At 72.1% G+C, this 20,031-nt stretch carries 14 protein-coding genes; 7 read left to right on the top strand and 7 right to left on the bottom strand.

Annotated features, from left to right (window positions below):
* Nucleotides 1–24: 24 nt before the first annotated feature.
* Entirely contained in the window at nucleotides 25–996 is a 972-nt protein-coding gene (locus AB3X07_RS03895; RefSeq protein WP_369942926.1) for a helix-turn-helix transcriptional regulator, read from the bottom strand.
* 184 nt (nucleotides 997–1,180) lie between these two features.
* Between AB3X07_RS03895 and AB3X07_RS03890 the strand changes: the two genes are divergently transcribed.
* Nucleotides 1,181–1,975 carry a DUF481 domain-containing protein gene (locus tag AB3X07_RS03890; protein ID WP_369942924.1) on the top strand — a complete coding sequence of 265 codons (795 nt, stop codon included), beginning with the start codon at nucleotides 1,181–1,183 and terminating at the stop codon, nucleotides 1,973–1,975.
* Nucleotides 1,976–2,340: 365 nt separating this feature from the next.
* Here AB3X07_RS03890 and hemC read toward each other — a convergent pair whose 3' ends face one another.
* The 5 genes from hemC to AB3X07_RS03865 form a co-directional block, all read right to left on the bottom strand.
* Complete coding sequence (gene hemC, locus AB3X07_RS03885; RefSeq protein WP_369942923.1) at nucleotides 2,341–3,264, bottom strand: hydroxymethylbilane synthase; 924 nt, start codon at nucleotides 3,262–3,264, stop codon at nucleotides 2,341–2,343.
* Between the two features lie 119 nt (nucleotides 3,265–3,383).
* Entirely contained in the window at nucleotides 3,384–4,151 is a 768-nt protein-coding gene (locus AB3X07_RS03880) for a LytR/AlgR family response regulator transcription factor (RefSeq protein ID WP_369942921.1), read from the bottom strand.
* Between the two features lie 80 nt (nucleotides 4,152–4,231).
* Nucleotides 4,232–4,897, bottom strand: a complete 666-nt coding sequence (locus AB3X07_RS03875) for an alpha/beta hydrolase (protein WP_369942919.1) — start codon at nucleotides 4,895–4,897, stop codon at nucleotides 4,232–4,234.
* Nucleotides 4,898–4,960: 63 nt separating this feature from the next.
* Nucleotides 4,961–6,892 (bottom strand): glucans biosynthesis glucosyltransferase MdoH, encoded by a 1,932-nt coding sequence (gene mdoH / locus AB3X07_RS03870; protein ID WP_369942917.1) that lies wholly within the window; start codon nucleotides 6,890–6,892, stop codon nucleotides 4,961–4,963.
* 413 nt (nucleotides 6,893–7,305) lie between these two features.
* On the bottom strand, nucleotides 7,306–8,601 hold the full coding sequence (locus tag AB3X07_RS03865; RefSeq protein WP_369942916.1) for a two-component system sensor histidine kinase NtrB: 1,296 nt from the start codon (nucleotides 8,599–8,601) through the stop codon (nucleotides 7,306–7,308).
* A 107-nt stretch (nucleotides 8,602–8,708) separates the two neighbouring features.
* Between AB3X07_RS03865 and AB3X07_RS03860 the strand changes: the two genes are divergently transcribed.
* Nucleotides 8,709–9,083: a response regulator gene (locus tag AB3X07_RS03860; RefSeq protein ID WP_369942914.1), complete on the top strand. Its 375-nt coding sequence runs from the start codon at nucleotides 8,709–8,711 to the stop codon at nucleotides 9,081–9,083.
* 21 nt (nucleotides 9,084–9,104) lie between these two features.
* Here the strand turns inward: AB3X07_RS03860 and AB3X07_RS03855 are convergent, their stop codons facing one another.
* The gene (locus AB3X07_RS03855) at nucleotides 9,105–9,350 is read right to left on the bottom strand and encodes a hypothetical protein (protein WP_369942912.1); all 246 of its coding nucleotides are present in this window, start codon (nucleotides 9,348–9,350) and stop codon (nucleotides 9,105–9,107) included.
* 348 nt (nucleotides 9,351–9,698) lie between these two features.
* Between AB3X07_RS03855 and glgA the strand changes: the two genes are divergently transcribed.
* The 5 genes from glgA to treY all read left to right on the top strand — a co-directional run bounded on the left by glgA (nucleotide 9,699) and on the right by treY (nucleotide 20,028).
* The gene (gene glgA, locus AB3X07_RS03850) at nucleotides 9,699–11,282 is read left to right on the top strand and encodes a glycogen synthase GlgA (protein WP_369942910.1); all 1,584 of its coding nucleotides are present in this window, start codon (nucleotides 9,699–9,701) and stop codon (nucleotides 11,280–11,282) included.
* Nucleotides 11,279–13,528 (top strand): 1,4-alpha-glucan branching enzyme, encoded by a 2,250-nt coding sequence (locus AB3X07_RS03845; RefSeq protein WP_369942908.1) that lies wholly within the window; start codon nucleotides 11,279–11,281, stop codon nucleotides 13,526–13,528. Before glgA ends, AB3X07_RS03845 begins: the two co-directional genes overlap by 4 nt.
* A 1-nt stretch (nucleotide 13,529) precedes the next feature.
* Nucleotides 13,530–15,326, top strand: a complete 1,797-nt coding sequence (gene treZ, locus AB3X07_RS03840) for a malto-oligosyltrehalose trehalohydrolase (protein ID WP_369942906.1) — start codon at nucleotides 13,530–13,532, stop codon at nucleotides 15,324–15,326.
* A gap of 134 nt (nucleotides 15,327–15,460) precedes the next feature.
* Nucleotides 15,461–17,410: a 4-alpha-glucanotransferase gene (locus tag AB3X07_RS03835; protein ID WP_369942904.1), complete on the top strand. Its 1,950-nt coding sequence runs from the start codon at nucleotides 15,461–15,463 to the stop codon at nucleotides 17,408–17,410.
* 2 nt (nucleotides 17,411–17,412) lie between these two features.
* Complete coding sequence (treY, locus tag AB3X07_RS03830) at nucleotides 17,413–20,028, top strand: malto-oligosyltrehalose synthase (RefSeq protein ID WP_369944643.1); 2,616 nt, start codon at nucleotides 17,413–17,415, stop codon at nucleotides 20,026–20,028.
* Nucleotides 20,029–20,031: the final 3 nt, after the last annotated feature.

Raw genomic sequence — 20,031 nt, 5'->3', positions numbered from 1 at the left:
TCGATGCATCGCGGCGGCTAGCGCTCAATCGTCGCTGTAGTTGCTCAATGCCAGCGACAGCAGCGCCTTGGCCTGTTCGCGCAGCGAGCGCGGCTCGACGATCTCGGCATCCGAGCCGTAGTGCAGCACGTCCATCAGCAGTTCGCGCGAGACGCTGTACGGCACCTTCAGTTCGTAGCGGCCGTCGGCCAGGAACCGGCCTTGCTGCTTGGAATGCCAGTGCTCGTCGGCGACCCAGCGCGCCGCCTTGGGGCTGAACACGATCGTGGCCCAGCCCTTGGGCGCGCCGGAGAAGATGCCGTAGCTGGCCGCCAATTGCGTGTCCAGCTCTTCGTCGGCCACGTCCTGCGCCGGCTGGTCGAGCAGGCGCGCCTGGTTGATGCGGTCCACCGCGAAGCTGCGCACCGCGTCGCGGCCATGGTCCCAGGCGTCCAGGTACCAGTTGTCGCGGTAGTGGGTGATGCGCTGCGGCGACACCGTGCGCTTGGTCGATTCGTCGGTGGAGCGCGCGCGGTAATCGAACGACAGGCGCTTGCGCTCCAACACCGCCGAGGCGACGGTGCGGAAGCTGGCCTCGTCGAGCTTGCGGCCACGGTGCGGGATCACCCGCACCCGCTCCACCGGCCAGTGGGTCGCGCCGGCCTGCGCCGCGAGCAGGCTCTCGATGCGCTGCTGCAGCGGCGCCAGCACCGAGGACAGCACGCCCCCGCCGGTCCGCGCCAGCAGCTGCTGCGAGGCCAGCAGTGCGTGCAGCTCCTCCGAACTCAGCCACAGCCCCGGCAGCTCGAAGCGGTCGCTCTCGCCGGATTCGTAGCGGAAACCGGCCTCGCCGTCGCCCTCCACCGGTGCCATCAGCGCGTCGCGCAGGAAGGCCAGATCGCGGTAGACGGTGGCGCGGGAGCAGCCCAGTTCGTCCTGCAGCCGCGCCACCGTCACCGGGTAGCGCGCGGACTTGAGCAGGCGGTGCAGTGCGTTGATGCGTTCGTAGCGGTCCATGGCCCCGATTATGTCTGAGTCGCGGGCGGAAAACGCCTGCCCGGCGCGGCGATCGTGCCCGGCGCCCAAACCGTCGATGAAAGCCGGTGCCGGGCGGCGTCCAGGGTGTCATGTGGATCCGGTATGATGAAATCGTTTCCATTTCGTTAGCCGCAGGCTGCGTTCCCCCTCCCGGAGAGAAGCCATGTTCCGCCGCGCCACCCTCGTATCCGCCATCGCCTCATTGCTGCTGAGCACGTCCCCGGCCTGGGCCGCCGACGTCGCCACCCCGTCGGCAGCCACGGACCCGGCCAGTTCGCCGTGGAGCGGATCGGGCGAGCTCGGCTTCGCTTCCTCGCACGGCAACAGCACCAACGAAAGCCTCAACGGCCGGCTCAAGGGCCAGTACGTGGACGGAGACTGGATCCACAGCCTGGACCTGCTCGCCCTGCACGCCAGCGCCGAGTACACCGACACCAACCCGGACGGCACCACCACGCGCAAGCGCCAGACCACCTCCAACCGCTACACCGGCAGCGCCGGCAGCGCGCTGCAATTGGGCGAGCACCGCCAGTTGACCGCCTCGCTGCGCTACGAGCGCGACGACTTCGCCACCTACGACCGCCTGGCCACGATCGGTATCGGCTACGGCACCCGGATCATGGACGGCGACCGCCGCAGCATCGACGTGCAGATCGGTCCCGGCGTGCGCCGCGCCCACGACGTGGTCGAGGACCGCACCGAGACCGGCCTGATCGGCCGCGGCCTGGTCGATTTCAAGTACGGCCTGACCAGCAACACCGAGCTGGGCAACACCCTGCTGGTCGAATCGGGTGCCTACAACACCTTCGCGCAGAACGACCTGGGCATCGCGGTCAGCATGAACGAGCGTCTGGCGCTCAAGGCCGGCTGGCAGGCGCGTTACAACAGCGACGTCAGCGACAACAAGAAGAAGACCGATACCTTGACCACGATGAACCTGGTCTACAAGTTCAAGTGAGCCGGGATTGGGGAGTCGGGAATCGGGATTGGGAAACGCCGGGGTTCCGGGGTCGGATTGATTGACGGCGGCGTGGCGGTGCCGGTCGCCGCGCGACGCGCAATGGGCGACACCACATCGCGCGCACCCCGCTTTTCTGTAGGAGCGGCTTCAGCCGCGACCGGATAGGGTCGGCAACGGCAGGCTCCAGGCGCGTTCGACCTCGTCGCAGCAGCGGCTTTCGCTGCAACCGGCCAGCACACGGCCGCAGCTTTCGAGCGCCACGTAGCCCATTGTAGGAGCGGCTTTAGCCGCGACGGGCATTCCCGGTAACGCCCGTCGCGGCTGAAGCCGCTCCTACAGGGGTGGCGCGCGGCTGTGGGCCTTCAGGCCGGCAGATCGAGGTCGAGCAGTTCGCGGGCGCCGGCGCCGAGCAGGGCGTCGGCCACGGCCTGGCCCAGGGCCTGCGGATCCTGTGCGCTGCGCTGCAGATCGGCGCGCACCAGGCGCCCGTCGGCGACGCCGCCGACCAGGCCCTGCAAGTGCAGGTCCTCGCCGCGCCATTGCGCGAAGGCGGCCACCGGCACGTGGCAGCTGCCGTGCAGGGCGCGGTTCATCGCCCGCTCCGCCTCCACGCAGGTGCGGGTCGGCGCGTCGTCCAGCGCGGCGAACAGCGCCAGCGCGGCGCCGGCATCCGCGCGGCATTCCACCGCGATCGCGCCCTGCGCCGGGGCCGGCAGCCAGTCCGGCGCCTGCAGGCGCTGGGTGATGCGCGCGTCCAGGCCCAGCCGCTGCAGGCCGGCGCAGGCCAGCACGATGCCGTCGTAGCCGCCGTTGTCGAGCTTGGCCAGGCGCGTGTTGACGTTGCCGCGCAGGTCCAGCAGTTCCAGGTCCGGACGCCGCGCCCGCAACTGCGCCTGCCGCCGCAGCGAGGACGTGCCGACGCGCGCGCCGAGCGGCAGCGCGTCCAGCGAGGCGTACAGGTTGGAGATCAGCGCATCGGCCGGATCGGCGCGCGGCAGAATCGCCGGCAGCACGAACGGCGCGTCCAGTTCCATCGGCACGTCCTTGAGCGAGTGCACCGCGCAATCGGCCTCGCCGCGCAGCATCGCCAACTCCAACTCCTTCAGGAACAGGCCCTTGCCGCCGATCGCGGCCAGCGAGCGATCCAGCACTTCGTCGCCGCGGGTGCTCATCGGCACCAGCACCACCTCCAACTGCGGATGCGCCCGGCGCAGGCACGCGGCGACGTGTTCGCTCTGCCACAGGGCGAGCGGGCTCTTGCGGGTTGCGATGCGCAGGGTCTTCATCGACGCATTATCGCGGAAAGCGCCGCCGCGGGTGCGCAACCAAGCCCGTGCGTCCTGTCAGCCGACCGCCTCCCACCCGCCGGCCACACGGCGGGTCATCCCCAATCCCTAATCCCGCCTCAACGCTGCCGGATCTCCTGCCGCAACTGCGCCACGCAGCGCCGGCTCACCTCCAGCGGTTGCTTGCCATGCCGCAACACCGCCTGCACCTGGCCCTCGACCAGGCGCCGCAGCTCGACCAGTTCGTGGCGCGCGACCAGACAGTTGCGGTGGATGCGCACGAAGCGCTCGGGGAACTCCTCCTCCAGCGCCTTCAGCGACTCCTCGATCAGGTCCTCGCCGCGCGCGTGGTGCACCACCACGTACTTTTCCTCGGCGTGCAGGTAGTGGATCTCGTCGACCGGGATCAGGCGCAGGCTGCCGCGCAGTCGCGCGCACAGGTGGTTGCGTCGCCGCGCCGACGTGGGCGCGCCGGCGCCGCCGCGGCCGGCCAGGAAGGTGCGCGCACGCTCCAGCGCCGCCGCCAGCCGCTCGGCACGCACCGGCTTCATCAGGTAATCGATCGCCGCCGCTTCGAACGCGGACAGCGCGTGCGCATCGCAGGCGGTGCAGAACACCACCGCCGGACGCGGCTCGAAGCTGGCCAGGTGGCGCGCCGTCTCCAGCCCGTCGGCGCCCGGCATGGCGATGTCCAGCAGCACCAGGTCCGGGCCGGTGCCGGCGCAGGCGCGCAAGGCGTCCAGGCCATTGCCGGCCTCGGCCACCACCTCGACTCCGGCATGCTCGGCCAGCAGCGCGCGCAGGCGCTCGCGCGCCAGGGGGTCGTCGTCGGCGATCAACACCTTCACGTGCGTCACCTCAGCGGCTGGAGCGAGGCCTGGCCGCATAGTAGCGCCGCTTCCGGCGGGCCGTCATCCGCGCCATGGTGGCGCTGGCCGCGCCGCGGCTGGGGCGCCCCCGGGGTGCCTCAGCCGGCGGCGAAGCGCGCGCTCATCCAGTCGCGCAGATCGGCGATCTCCTCGGCGCAGACCTGGTGCGCCATCGGGTACTGCTGCCATTGCAGCGGCATGCCCAGCGCCTGCAGCGCCTGCGCGGTCTGTGCGGCGAAGGTGCGCGGGATCACCGGGTCGCCCTGGCCATGGGCCATGAACACCGGCTGCGCCAGCGCCGCCGGCGCATGCCAGCGCCCGACCTCGGCCACGTCCGGCAGATAGGTGGACAGGGCGATCAGGCCGGCCAGCGGCCGTTCGCGACGCAGCCCGGCGGCCAGGGTAATCGCGCCGCCCTGCGAGAAGCCGGCCAGCAGCACGCGTTCGGCGGGCACGCCGCGTTCGTGCTCGCGCGCGATCAAATGCTCGACCTCGGCGACCGAGGCGGCCACCCCGGCGCTATCGGCGCGGTTGGAGAAGTCCTGGCTGACGATGTCGTACCAGGCGCGCATGCGCACGCCGTTGTTGATGGTCACCGGGCGCACCGGCGCATGCGGGAACACGAAGCGCAGGGCCGGCCAGTCGGGGCGCAGCAGTTCCGGCACCAGCGGCGCGAAGTCGTGGCCGTCGGCGCCGAGTCCGTGCAGCCACAGGACGGTCCAGGCCGGCGCGGCGGCGGTTTCGTGTTCGACTGTTTCCAGCATGTGCGGTGGTCCGGGCGAGATGCGCGGCATTATGCCTGCCGCGCCCGCCGGTCGGTCAGCGGGTCAGCCGGCGGCGCGCCGCGCGGCCGCGGCACGGCGCAGTTCGCCGGCACGCAACAGCACCGGCGGCGGCGTCTGCTCTTCGGGAATGGACAGGATGCGCAGTTGCCGCAGCCACAGCCCGACCGCGCGCGAGGAACTCACCGCCACCACCGGGATCGCCAGCGCCATGCCGATCACCACCGGCGCCATCCACGCCGCCAGCGACGGCGACACCACGTAGGCCATGCCGCCCATCAGCAGCCCGAACGCGCTGAGTCCGCCGTAGCTGCGCGCCAGCGCCAGCCACGACAGGCGGCCATCGTCGCGCTGCTGCGCGTCCCAGCCCGAGTCCTTGCCGGCCAGTACCTCGGCCACGCCGCGCGACTGCACGTACATCACCACCGGCGCCATCAACGCCGCCAGCACGGTTTCCAGCAGCATGCTCAGCAGCGCGCGCAGCGCGCCGCCGCAGCCGCGCCGCTCCTCGCGCCGCAGCAGCATCGCGAAGTAGCCCAGCACCTTCGGCGCCAGCAGCACGAACATGGTCACCGCGAACACCCAGAACACCCGGGTCGAATCCTGCTGGTGCCAGTAGCGCGCCGGCGAGAACGGATCCACCACCGTGGCGACCAGGTCGATGCCGTCGCTCTGCAACGGGATCGCGATGCCGATCAGCATCAGCAAGCCCCACATCGGCGCGGTGAAGTAGTGGCCGATGCCGATCATCATGTGCATGCGGCTGATCCAGTGCAGGCCGCGCGCGAACACCACCTTGGAATGCTGCAGGTTGCCCTGGCACCAGCGGCGGTCGCGCACCAGCAGGTCGGTCAGGGTCGGCGGGCCTTCCTCGTAGCTGCCCTGCAGGTACGGCACCATGTGCGTGGCCCAGCCGCCGCGGCGCATCAGCGCGGCCTCGACGAAATCGTGGCTGAGCACGTGGCCGCCGAACGGCTTGCGCCCGGGCAGCGCCGGCAGGCCCGCCTGTTCGGCGAAGGCCTGGGTGCGGATCACCGCGTTGTGGCCCCAGTAGTTGCTCTCGGCGCCATGCCACCAGGCCACGCCATAGGCGATCACCGGGCCGTAGACGCGGCCGCCGAACTGCTGCATGCGCGCGAACAGGCTGTTGCCGTTGACCACTTCCGGCAAGGTCTGGATCAGGCCGACGTCGGGATTGTTCTCCATCCCGGCGACCAGGCGCACGATGGTCTCGCCGGTCATCAGGCTGTCGGCGTCCAGGATCAGCATCTGCGGATAGGCGCCGCCGAAGCGGCGCACCCAGTCGGCGATGTTGCCGGCCTTGCGCTCGGCGTTGTCGCCGCGGCGCCGGTAGTAGATGCGGCCCTGGCCGCCGGTGCGCGCGACCAGATCGGCGTAGACCTGCTCCTCCTCGGCGCCAATCGCCGCGCGCGTGGTGTCGCTGAGGATGAAGAAATCGAACTGCGCGATCTGCCCGGTGGCCTCGACCGATTCGTAGATCGCCTGCAGCCCGGCCATCAGCCGGTGCGGATCCTCGTTATAGGTCGGCATCAACAGGGCGGTGCGGCTGCGCACGCTCGGCAGCGGCGCGTCCGGGTCGATGCCGAGCTTGCGCCCGGCGCCGAACACCAGGGTCACGAAGCCGGCCAGCGCGCTGACGAAGGAGAACGCGATCCACGCGAACAGCGGGATGAACAGCGCCATCAGGCAGGCTTCGAGCACGCTGACGCCGCCGATCAGCAGCACCTTGCCGATCAGCATGCTGGCGTAGGCGGTCATCAGCGCGGTGGTGCCGAACACGTACAGGCGCCGCCAGAACATGCCCATCGGCGTGGTCGGCAGGCGCTTGTTGCGCAGCTTGCCTTCGCGCAGCGACTGCACCGGCATCGCCAGGGGCGCCTCGGGCGGCAGCACCGCGTGACCGGCATCGGGCGCAGCGGGACGGGACAGGGTCGGTGGGGGAACGACCATGCTCATGCGATCCGCCAGTCTCGCCGGAACCCGCGCCGCATGCCGCGATCGGCCGCAGCGCGCCCTGGCGCCACCGGCGCCCTGTTGCTGTGATTACCGCTGGTACCCACGTTCTCTCCTATCAGGCGGGCAAACTACCGCCGCCACTGTAAACCGGGAATAGTAAGCTTTCGCGAAGATGGCCCGAACCCGCGCAGCGTGCGGCGCCCGCGATCCGTTCAGCCGCTCCGCCGCGCTCACCCGCGTTTTCCGCGTGTAGCAAGCATGCATGTCGCGCGCATGCGCCAGGTGCAGTGCAGGTGCCGCCATCGTGCTGCGCCACCTTCGGCGCGGCGCGGCGACAACGCGCGGTGCGGCGGCGGCGCGACGCGTGCGCGGTCGACCTGGGCGAGCGGCCGCCGCCGCATCGAGCAGGCGATTCAGGCCGGAGGCGCGCCGTCGTCGGCCTCGCCCGGCGGCGGCTCGGCGACGTAGGGGAAGGCCAGGGTGATGGTGGTGCCGTGGCCCAGTTCGGAATCCACGTCGACGAAACCGCCGGCCTGCCGCACCAGGCCGTATACCTGGGCCAGGCCCAAGCCGGTGCCCTTGCCCTCGGGCTTGGTGGTGAAATACGCCTCGAACAGCCGCGACTTGGTGTCCTCGGACATGCCTTCGCCCTGATCGCTGACCGCCAGGGTCACGTAACGGCCGGGCTGGCGCAGCGTGGAGGCGCCGCCGTCGAGCGGCACCTGCAGGGTGCCGCAACGGACCGACACCAGGTCGCCGGGCCGGCAGGCATCGCGCGCGTTCAAGGCCAGGTTCATCACCGCCTGCTCGACCGAGCCGCGGTCGGCGTAGGTGGTGGTGGCGCCCTCGGCGCTCGCCAGTTGCAGGCGCATGTCCCCGCCCAATGCCTGCTCCAGCAGCGGCTGCATCCTCACCACCAGCTCGCCCAAGTCCAGCCATTCCGGCTTGACCGGGTGCGCGCGGGCGAAGCCGAGCAGGCGCCGGGTCATCCGCGCGCCGTGCTGCAGCGCCTCGCTGGCGATGCCGAGCAGCTTGCGCTGGTCCGGCTGCAACCGCTGCGGCTGGTCGGCGACCATGCTCACCGAGGTCATCGCGGTCTGCAGCATGTTGTTGAAGTCGTGGACGACGCCGGCCAGCATCTGCCCGACCGCCTCGCCCTTCTGCGCCTGGGTCATCGCCCGCTCGGCGACGCGCTGCGCGGCCAGGGCGATGTCCAGTTGGCCGCGCAACTGGGTGTGTTCGGCCTGTAGGCGCTGCTGCCCCAGCATCTCGCTCGCGGCCGACGCCAGGACCGGGGTCGCGCCGGCGTGCGGCATGTCGCTCAGGGTGCGCAAGGCCTCCTGGATCTGGCGTTGCTCGGTGATGTCGCGGCTGATCACCAGCACGCTCTCGACGTCGGCCTCCGCGTTGGTCAGCGGACTGAGCAGCACATGCCACCACCGCATCCGGCCGTCCTGGGTCGGGCGCTGCGCGCAGAACTCGTACTGCGCGTTACGCAGTGCCGAAGCGAGCGCGGTCTCCACCAGCGGCCGCAAGTCGTCCGGCCACAACTCGACCCAACGGCGGCCGACGATGCACTTGGGTTCGGACACGCCCAGCAGTTCCAACCCGTGAGCGTTGATCGAGCGCACGACCCCGTCGCATCCGATCTCCTTGATGCAATCGTGCGAAAGCTCGACGACCTGGCGATAGCGGGCGTGAATTGGCAAGCGCGTCTCGCGATGGATGGGGAAGGATATCGCATCAGGGGGCCTCACCAGCGCTTCACCGCGCGGCGGCGAAGCTTCCTGCACCCCCAAGCTAATGGCATCACAGTATGCGCGCGACCTGCGTCGCCACCACGATCCTGTTGGTGGAAGACGACCACACGATCCGGGAACTGGCCGCGATGATGCTGGACGCCGATGGTTACCAGGTGCTTGCCGCCGGGACCGCGCAGGAGGCGATGGCACTGCTCGCAGGGCACCCGGAAGTGGACCTGATCTTCAGCGACGTGCAGATGCCCGGTTGCGACGGGGTGACCATGGTGCGCGAACTGCGTCGGCGCGCGGTCACCATTCCGGCCTTGCTCACCTCGGGCATGAAGCACCCGGAGCCGGCGGCGTTGCCCGCGCATACCGGGTTCCTGCCCAAGCCCTATAGCCACGCGGGCCTGCTACAGGCGTTGCGACGCCTGCAGCAATCGCGCTAGCGGCGCTGCCCGCACCGGGGCTCAAGCGAAGACCAGCTTTCCATACTGCGCCGAACGGATCGCCGCCAGGCGTTCGGCGACGAAGTGCTCGCCGGCGCGGACATCGCCGAAATACACCCCGTCGAAGGCATGCCGGCCGCGCACCGCGCCGTCGTCGCCGGTGATCCGGATCAGCGGCACCAGCACCCCATCGGGGCGCGCGGCGAGCAAGGCATCCAGCACGAAGCCATCCAGTTCGCGGCGCATGCGGGAGTCGGGTCGATTCATGCCGGCATTGCAGCACACTGCGGATGAAGGCCCCGCTACGCGGGCGCGTTCGGCGAGCGGCGCGACCGCCGGCGGCGCGGAACTCGACGCTAAACCGTTCATCGGTGACCTGCCATGGAGTGCCGCGTGGAGGGCGGCCGGTTTCACTATGCGGTAGCACCGCGGCTGTAGCGTAGACAACACGCGCGCTTCACGTGACTTTTATCGCCGCGTTCGTACATTGCTGAAGAAGCGCTAACCCGCTCGTCCGCAACACCTCTCTTCTCAGTGTTACGCCGCGTGCCCCGCCGGGTGCGCGGCGGCAGGTGCTTTCCGTGTCCCCGTCTCCCCCACCTCGACGGAACTGCCATGTCGCCCCCCACGCTCGCCGATCTGCCCGATAGACAACGCGATACCCATCCGGTCCTGCGCGCCCCCCGGCGCCGCCACCGCGACGCGCGCGGCCGCTTCATCCGCGCCGCCGAAGTCACCGTCAAGCTGCAGCCGGCGCCGCGCCGCGCCAGCCTGTTCGTGACCTCGGAAATGGCCGACTTCATCAAGGCCGGCGGCCTCGGCGACGTGGCCGCGGCGCTGCCGCGCGCGCTGCGCGGCAGCTGCGACATCCGCGTGCTGATCCCGGGCTACCCGGCGGTGCTGCGTAAGACCGGCCCGTTGCAGATCGTCGGCCAGATCGCCGCCCATGCCGGCCTGCCGGCCTGCGCGCTGGGCCGCGCCGAGCGCCCCGACGGCCTGTGTGTGTACGTGCTGCTGTGCCCGCAGCTGTTCGAGCGCCAGGGCTCGCCTTACGTGTCCAGCGAAGGCCGCGACTGGGAAGACAACGCGCTGCGTTTCGCCACCCTGTCGCACGCGGCCGCGCGGATCGCCGGCGGCCAGGCCGGGCTGGATTGGACCCCGGAGCTGCTGCACCTCAACGACTGGCCGTGCGCGCTGGCGGCGGCCTACGTGCGCTGGTCCGGCGGACGCACGCCGTGCCTGCTGACCATCCACAACCTGGCCTACCAGGGCCTGTTCCCGTATGCGATGGCCGGCGCCTTGGGCATTCCCGCCGAAGGCCTGCAGGACCTGGAGTTCTACGGGCAGATGTCGTTCCTGCGCGCCGGCATCGTCCACGCCGACCACGTCAACACGGTCAGCGTCAGCTACGCCGCGCAGATCACCGGCCCGGCGCAGGGCTGCGGCCTGGAGTCGCTGCTGGCCCGGCACGCCGCCAGCGGCCGCCTCAGCGGCATCGTCAACGGCATCGACGCCAGCTGGGACCCGCGCACCGACGACCACCTGCACGCCCATTTCGGCATCGACCAGTTCCAGGGCAAGCGCGAGAACGCCGCGCACGTGCGCCGCGCGTTCGGCCTGATCGACAGCGACGGGCCGCTGTTCGCGGTGGTGTCGCGCCTGGTGCACCAGAAGGGCCTGGACCTGATCTGCGAGGTCGCGCCGCAGATCGTCGCCGCCGGCGGGCAGATCGTGATCATCGGCGGCGGCGAGCCGCAGATCGAGCAGGCGGTGGCGTCACTGGCGCGACGCTACCCCGGTCAGGTCGGCGCGCACATCGGCTTCGAGGAACGGCTGGCGCGACGCATGTTCGCCGGCTCCGATTTCCTGCTGATGCCGTCGCGCTTCGAGCCGTGCGGGCTGAGCCAGATGTACGCGCAGCGCTTCGGCAGCCTGCCGATCGCGCACGCCACCGGCGGGCTGATCGACACTGTGGACGATGGCGTGACCGGCTTCCTGTTCGAGGACGCGTCCGCCGACGGCCTGCGCCGCTGCCTGCAGCGGGCGTTCCGCACCTTCCGCCTGCCGCGGCTGCTGCAGGCGATGCGCCGCGCGGCGATGCTGCGCCCCAGCGGCTGGGACCTGGCCGGACGCAAGTACATGGCCCTGTACGACCGCACCGCCGCTCCGCTCCCCGCGCCGGCATCGGCCGTGGCATGAGCGAACGGGAGCGGTCGCCGGACGCGACGCGGGTGTGGGAGGCGCCGCTGGACGCGGCCGACGATGCGCAGGAACGGCTGGCGCTGCAGGCACTGGCCCGGGGCGAGGCGGTGGACGCGTTCGCCTGGCTGGGCCCGCATGCGACCGCCGACGGCACTATTCGAGTGCGCGCGCTGGTGCCCGGCGCCGAGGCGCTGGGCCTGCTCGACGGCACCGGCAAGCTGGTCGCGCGGATGCGCGCGCATGCGCAGGCCGAGGGCCTGTTCGAGGGCGAACTGAAGGCGGCACTGCCGTATCGGCTGCGTATCGTGTGGCCGGACGCGGTACAGGAATGCGACGACCCGTATGCGTTCGGCCCGCTGCTGGACCCGGCCTGGCTGCACGGCATGGCCGCCGGCGACGGCGCCGCGTTGCGCGCGGCGCTGGGCGCGCACCACAGCCGCGTCGGCGCGGTCGACGGGGTGCGCTTCGCGGTGTGGGCGCCGCGGGCGCGCCGGGTGGCGCTGGTCGGCGACTTCAACGGCTGGGACGCGCGCCGCCATCCGATGCGCCTGCACCGCGAGGCCGGCGTATGGGAACTGTTCGTGCCGGGGCTGCGCGGCGGCGAGCAATACCAATACGAGATCCTCGCCGCCGACGGCACCCTCCTGCCGCGCAAGGCCGACCCGGTCGCGCGGCACAGCACGCGCGCGCCCGGCACCGCCTCGGTGGTGCCGAGCGCGGCCGCCTTCGCCTGGCACGACGCGGACTGGTTGGCGCAACGCCAGGCGCAGGCCGGCGCCGCGCGGCCGATGAGCATCTACGAACTGCATGCCGGTTCCTGGCGCCACGATGCGCAGGGCCAGCCGCTGCACTGGGACGCGCTGGCAGAGCAGCTGATCCCCTACGTGCAGGAGCTGGGCTTCACCCATCTCGAACTGTTGCCGATCGCCGAGTATCCGTTCGGCGGTTCCTGGGGTTACCAGCCGCTGGGCCTGTACGCGCCGACCGCGCGCCACGGCGACGCCGCCGGCTTCGCGCGCTTCGTCGATGCCTGCCACCAGGCCGGGATCGGGGTGATCCTGGACTGGGTCGGCGCGCACTTCCCCGACGACGCGCACGGCCTGCAGCGTTTCGACGGCGCCGCCCTGTACGAGCACGCCGACCCGCGCGAAGGCGTGCACCGCGAGTGGAACACCCTGGTCTACGACTACGGCCGCCCTGAAGTGGTCGCCTACCTGATCGGCAGCGCGCTGGAATGGATCGAGCGCTTCCACGTGGACGGCCTGCGCGTGGATGCGGTGGCGTCGATGCTGTACCGCGACTACGGCCGCAACGAGGGCGAGTGGGTGCCCAACGCGCAGGGCGGGCGCGAGAACCTGGAGGCGATCGCGTTCCTGCGCCGGCTCAACGCCGAGATCGCGCAGCGCTTTCCCGGGGTGCGGGTGATGGCCGAGGAGTCCACCGCCTGGCCGGGCGTGACCGCGCCGCCGGAACGGGGCGGACTGGGGTTCAGCCACAAATGGAACATGGGCTGGATGCACGACACGCTCAGCTACATGCGGCGCGATCCGATCCACCGCCAGCACCACCACAGCGAGATGACCTTCGGCGCGATGTACGCGTTCTCCGAGCATTTCGTGCTGCCGCTCTCGCACGACGAGGTGGCGCCGGGCAAGGGTTCGCTGCTGGCGAAGATGCCCGGCGACGCCTGGCAGCGCTTCGCCAACCTGCGCGCCTATCTGGCCTTCATGTGGGCGCACCCGGGACGCAAGCTGCTGTTCATGGGCGGCGAGTTCGGGCAGTGGCAGGAATGGGACCACGACCGCGCGCTGGACTGGGCGCAGGCGCAGCGCCCGGAGCATCGCGGCGTGGCGCGGCTGGTGGGCGACCTCAACCGCCACCTGCGCGCGCTGCCGGCGCTGTACCGCAGCGATCGCACGGCCGACGGCTTCGAATGGAGCGTGGCCGATGACCATCGCAACAGCGTGTTCGCCTTCGTGCGCCACGATCGCGACGGCGCCGCGCCGCCGTTGCTGGCGGTGAGCAACTTCACCCCGACCGTGCATCACGGCTATCGCCTCGGCGTGCCGCGCGGCGGCCTCTGGCGCGAACTTCTCAACACCGACAGCGGCTACTACGGCGGCTCCAACCAGGGCAACGGCGGTCTCCTGCGCACGCTGGCCGAGCCGATGCATGGGCATGCGCAATCGCTGGCGCTGACCCTGCCGCCGCTGTCCACCCTCTGGTTGCAAGCGGAGTACTGACGTGAACATCGCAACGAACCCCACACCGCCCGGCACCACCGCGGCGACGCCGGCCGCCGCCCTGCGCCAGGGCGCCTGGCCCACCGCCGACGGCGAGGTCGCCTTCGCGCTGTGGGCGCCGGACGCCGGCGCCGTGGAGCTGGTGTTCGCCGACGGCGGCCGGCAACCCATGGCCGCCGCCGCGGACGGCTATTTCGCCGCCACCCTCGCCTGCGCTCCCGGCACGCGCTACCGCTATGCGATCGACGGCGGCGAGCCGGTGCCCGATCCGGCCTCGCGCTGGCAGCCCGACGGCGTGCACGGCGCCAGCGCGGTCCTGGCCAGCGACGGCTACCGCTGGAGGCACGACGCCTGGCGTGGCCGGCCTTGGGCGGAAACGGTGTTCTATGAGCTGCACGTGGGCGCCTGCGGCGGCTATGCCGGGCTGCGCGCGCAGTTGCCGACGCTGGCGGCGCTGGGCGTCACCGCGCTCGAACTGATGCCGCTGGCCGCCTTCCCCGGCCGCCACAACTGGGGCTACGACGGCGTGTTGCCGTATGCGCCGGCGGCGGCCTACGGCCACCCGGACGAACTCAAGGCGCTGATCGACGAGGCACACGGCCTGGGCCTGAGCGTGTTCCTGGACGTGGTCTACAACCACTTCGGCCCGGACGGCAATTACCTCGGCCAATACGCCTCGCGCTTCTTCCGCGAGGACGCGCCGACGCCGTGGGGCGCGGCGATCGACTTCCGCCTGGCGCCGGTGCAGCGCTACTTCATCGACAACGCGCTGATGTGGCTGCACGAGTACCGCTTCGACGGGCTGCGCCTGGACGCGGTGCACGCGATCGTGCCCAACGCGTTCCTGGACACGCTGCGCGAGGCGATCGCGGCCAGCGTGCCGGCCGGGCGCCACGTGCACCTGGTGCTGGAGAACGAGGCCAACCAGGCCGGCGTGCTGGAGCGCGGCTACAGCGCGCAATGGGACGACGACTTCCACAACAGCCTGCACGTGCTGCTGACCGGCGAGCACGAAGGCTATTACGCCGGCTTCGCCGACGCGCCGGCGCAGCACCTGGCGCGGGTGCTGGGCGAAGGCTTCGCCTACCAGGGCCAGGCCGACCACCGCGGCCACGCCCGCGGCGAACCCAGCGGCCACCTGCCGCCGCACAAGTTCGTGATCTTCGCGCAGAACCACGACCAGATCGGCAACCGCGCGCGCGGCGACCGGCTGATCACCCAGGTGAGCGAAGCGGCGCTGCGCGCGGCGCTGGCGCTGACCGCGCTGACCCCGATGATCCCGCTGTTCTTCATGGGCGAGCCGTGGGGCAGCCGCACCCCGTTCCTGTTCTTCACCGACTTCGCGCCGCCGCTGGACGAGGCGGTGCGCGAGGGCCGGCGCCGCGAGTTCGCGCATTTCGCCGCGTTCGCCGATCCGCAGCAGCGCGCGACGATTCCCGATCCGAACGCCGTGTCCACCTTCGAGGCCTCGATCGCCGACATCAGCGACGCCACGCATGGCGACGGCGCGCGCTGGCGCGACTGGTTCGCCGCGCTGATGGACCTGCGCCGCCAGCAGCTGATGCCGGCGCTGACGCAGGCGCGCGCGCTCGGCGCGCGCACGCTCGGGGCCAAGGCGGTGGCCGCGGGGTGGACGCTCGGCGACGGCGAATGGCATGTGGCCGCCAACTTCGGCGACGCGCCGGTGGCGCTGGACCTGCCGGGCCGCACCGTGCATGCCGAGAACGCGGGCGAGGATCCGGCGCGGTTGCCGCCGAATGCCTTCGTCGCACGCTATCGCCCGGGTTCCACCGCCTGAGCCCACGCTGTCGCGACGCCGTCGCGACAGCGCTGCCGGCAAGCTGGCGCTCCCGTCGGTCGCCGCACCGCGCACGCATGGCGTGCGCGGCCGCAGTGACGGCGCACTCTTCCTTCTGCCGGCCCGACTTGCCCATGACCGACACCCCCTTGCACACCCTGGCGTCAGCCGCCGGCCTGCTGGTCGACTGGATCGACGCCTCCAACACGCCGCGCACGGTCGGCGACGACACGCTGCGCAGCGTGCTCGGCGCGCTCGGCCTGGACGCGCACGACGCCGCGGCCTGCCGCGACAGCCTGCGCCGGCTGCAGGCCACCGCCACCGCCGCGCCGCTGCTGACCGCCGACCTCGGCTCGCCGATCGACGCCGGCGGCGCGCCCGGCGCGGCGTACCGGCTCGAACACGAGGACGGCACCTGCCGCGATGGCCGCTTCGACGCGCAGGGCCGCGTGGCGGCGCTCGACACGCATGGCTACTGCACCCTGCAGCACGGCGAGCGCGCCACCACCCTGGCCGTGGCGCCGCCGCGCTGCTATGGCGTCGCCGAAGCGGTCGGCGCGTCCGCGCCGCGGCGCTGGGGCCTGTCGCTGCAGGTGTACTCGGCGCGGGGCCGGCACGACGCCGGGATCGGCGATGCGGACGGCGTCGCCGCCTGGGCCGATCGCATCGCCGCGGCCGGCGGCGATGCGATCGCGCTGAGCCCGGTGCACGCGGCGCGGCCGGTCGGCGGCCACTACAGCCCGTACTCGCCGGGCGACCGCCGCTTCCTCGATCCCTTGCAGGCCGCGCCGGCGCACGTGCTCGGCGCCGAGGCGGCGCAACACGCGCTGCAGGCAGCCGGGCTGCAACAGGCCTTCGCCGAGGCGCACATGCGCACGCTGATCGACTGGCCGATATCGGCCGCGGCGAAGTGGCGGTGGCTGCAGCAACTGCATGCCGACTTCGCCCAGGCCGACCCCGCCCTGCACGCGGACCTGGCCGCGTTCGAGCACGAACGCGGCGCCGCCCTGCGCGACTACGCCGCCTTCGCCGCGCGCGATTTCGGCGATGCCGATCCGGCCCTGCACCGCTTCGCGCAATGGCTGGCCGCGCGCAGTTGGGCCGACGTGCAGCGGCAGGCGCGCGCGGCCTGCATGGGCATCGGCCTGATCGCCGACCTGGCGGTGGGCTTCGATCCCAACGGCGCCGAGGCCGCGGCCTGGCCGCAGGCGGTGCTGGCCGGGCTGGAACTGGGCGCGCCGCCGGACGCGTTCAACGGCGACGGCCAGGCCTGGGGCATCGGCGGCTACTCGCCGACCGGGCTGCGCGCCAGCGGCTATGCGCCCTTCATCGAGCTGCTGCGCGCGGTCATGCGCGATCGCGGCGGCGTACGCATCGACCACATCCTGGGCCTGCTGCGGCTGTGGACGATTCCGCGCGGCGCCCGTTCCGCCGACGGCGTATACCTGCGCTATCCGCTGCACGACCTGCTGCGCCTGCTGGCGCTGGAATCGTGGCGGCACCGGGCGATCGTGGTCGGCGAGGACCTGGGCGTGGTGCCGGACGGCATCCGCGCCGAACTGTCGCAACGCGGGGTGATGGGCATCGACGTGCTGCTGTTCACCCGCGACGCCAAGGGCGCGTTCCTGCCACCGGCGCGCTGGCGCGCCGATGCGATCGCCACCACCACCACTCACGACCTGCCGACCCTGCGCGGCTGGCGCCAGGGCGAGGACATCGACTGGCGCCGTCGCCTGCAGCTGTCCGATGCCGCGCAGCAGCGCGCCGACCACGCGACCCGCACCGCCGACGTGGCCGCGATGGACGCCGCGGTCGCCGCCGCGCTGCCGCCGCACGATCCGGAGCTGGACGCTTTGCGCTTCGTCGCCGCCACGCCCTCGCCGCTGGCGCTGCTGCCGGCCGAGGACGCGCTGGGCCTGGACCAGCAACCGAACCTGCCGGGCACCGTCGACGGCCACCCGAACTGGCGCCGGCGCCTGCCCGCGCCGGACGCGGCCGCCGCCGACACCCTGCTCGCCACCCGCCTGGACGCGTTCGCGCACGCCCGCCGCACCGCCTCCGCCGCGCAAGGAACCACACGATGAGCTTGATCCCACTGCGCGCCACCGCCCGCCTGCAATTGCATGCCGGCTTCACCCTGCTCGACGCCGCCGAACAGGTGCCGTACTACGCCGGGCTGGGCATCAGCCACCTGTACCTGTCGCCGATCGGCACCGCGGTGCCCGGCTCCACCCACGGCTACGACGTCACCGATCCGCGCCAGGTCAATCCCGAACTCGGCGGCGAACCGGCGCTGCTGCACCTGTCCGAACGCGCGCGCGCGCACGGCATGGGCTTGATCCTGGACATCGTGCCCAACCACATGGCCGCGCACGCGGCCAACCCGTGGTGGTGGGACGTGCTCAAGCATGGCCGGCAGAGCCGCCACGCCAGCTGGTTCGACATCGACTGGCGCGCGCCTGGGCGCGACGGCAAGCTGTGGCTGCCGGTGCTGGACCGTCCCTACGCGCAGGCGCTGAGCGAAGGCGTGCTGCAATTGCAGGTGGACGCGGACGGCGAGGCGCAGCTGGCGCATCACGACCAGCGCTTCCCGATCCGCCTGGAAGGCGCCGTCGCGCAGGACCCGCCGGCCACCCGCCAGGCCTGGGCGGCGCGGCTCAACGACGCCGCGCGCCTGGGCGACGACGCGCTGCACCGGCTGATCGAACGCCAGTGCTACCGCCTGGCCTGGTGGCGGGTGGGCAACGACATGCTGAACTACCGCCGCTTCTTCGACATCACCTCACTGGCCGCGTTGCGCGTGGAGCAGAACGAGGTGTTCGCCGCGGTGCACGAACTGCCGCTGCGACTGGTCGCAGAGGGCCACCTGGACGGCGTGCGCGTGGACCACGTGGACGGCCTGGCCGATCCCACCGGCTACGTGCAGCGCCTGCGCGCGCAACTGGACCGCGCCGGACGCCGCCGCGGCATCGCCGCCGGTGGCATCGCGCTGTACATCGAGAAGATCCTCGCACCGCGGGAAACCCTGCGCAGCGACTGGCCCTGCGACGGCAGCACCGGCTACGACTTCATGGACCAGGTCGCCGGCGTGCTGCACGACCCGGCCGGTGCCGCGCCGCTGACCGCGCTGTGGCGGCGCTGGAGCGGGCGCAGCGGCGATTTCGGCCAGGAACAGCGGGCCGCGCGCGACGAGATCCTGCGCGGCTCGCTGCAGACCGAATTCGTGCGCACCGTGCAGGCGCTGGCGGCCGCCGCGCACCTGGAACCGGGCACCCGCGAGTTCAGCCCGCAGATGCTGGCGCAAGGCCTGATGGCGCTGCTGCGGCAGTTCGAGGTGTATCGCACTTACGCCGGCCCCGACGGTCTGGACGAAACCGACACGGCGCGCCTGGCGCACGCCGCGCAGCGCGCGCGCGTCGACGCCGAACCGCGCGTGGTCGCCGCGATCGACGCCATCGAGCGCTGGAGCCGCGACGGCCGCGGCATCGGCAAGGCGCAGGTGGCGCTGCGCCGCATCGTGCGCCGGCGCATCGAGCAACTGTCGGCGCCGCTCAACGCCAAGTCGGTCGAGGACACCGCGTTCTACCGCCACGGCGTGCTGCTGTCGCGCAACGAGGTCGGCAGCGACCCGGACGTGTTCGCGCTGGCGCCGGCGGACTTCCACGCCGCCAACGCCGCCCGCGCGCAGCGCCATCCGCGCGCGCTGCTGGCCACCGCCACCCACGACCACAAGCGCGGCGAAGATGTGCGCATGCGCCTGGCCGCGCTCAGCGCGCAGGCGCCGTGGTGGGCCGAACAGGTGACGCGCTTCCAGGCCTTGTCCGCCGACCTGCTGCCGGCCGGCAGCGCCGCGCCGCTGCCCGGCGACCTGCTGATGCTGTGGCAGATGCTGGTCGCCGCGTGGCCGCTGGAGCTGGCCGCCGACGACGCCGACGGCCTGCGCGACTACGCCGAGCGCATCGCCGCCTGGCAAGGCAAGGCCGCGCGCGAGGCCAAGCTGCGGACCTACTGGACCTGGCCGAACGAGGCCTACGAGAACGCCGCGCGCGCACTGCTGGACGCGGCGCTGCTGGCGCCGGCCGGCGCGCCGCTGCGCCAGGCGCTGGCGCAGGCGGCCGCGGCGCTGGCCCCCGTCGGCGCACGCAACAGCCTGGTGCAGACCACGCTGCGCCTGACCGCGCCCGGCGTGCCCGACCTGTATCAAGGCACCGAAGGCTGGGACCTGTCGCTGGTCGACCCGGACAACCGCCGTCCGGTGGACTACGCGCTACGCGCGGCCTGGCTGCGCGACGCACCGACGCCGACAGCGCTGCTCCGCGATTGGCGCAGTGGCCAGGTCAAGGCCTGGCTGACCGCGCAGCTGCTGCAGTTGCGCGTCGCGCACCCGGCCCTGTTCGCGCACGGCGGCTACCGCCCGCTGCTGGCGCAGGGCGCGCACGCCGAGCGCGTGCTCGGCTTCGCCCGCGAACACGACGGACAGACCCTGCTGGTGGTGGTGCCGCGCCTGGGCGCGACCGCGCAGGCGCTCGATCCGTCCGCGCCGCTGCACGCGCCGCTGGAGTGGCATGACACCATTCTGACGCTGCCCCCGGCACAGTACCGGCACGTGCTGGGCGGACAGACGCTTGCACTTTCGGCGGCGACGCCGGTGTCCGCGCTGCTCGCCGACTTCCCGGTCGCCGTACTGGCCCCCCTCCCCTGACAA

The organism is Xanthomonas sp. DAR 35659, from assembly GCF_041242975.1.
Taxonomy (GTDB): domain Bacteria; phylum Pseudomonadota; class Gammaproteobacteria; order Xanthomonadales; family Xanthomonadaceae; genus Xanthomonas_A; species Xanthomonas_A medicagonis.
Note: the sequence above shows the minus strand (reverse complement) of the source record. Positions and strands in the feature narration are given on the sequence as shown.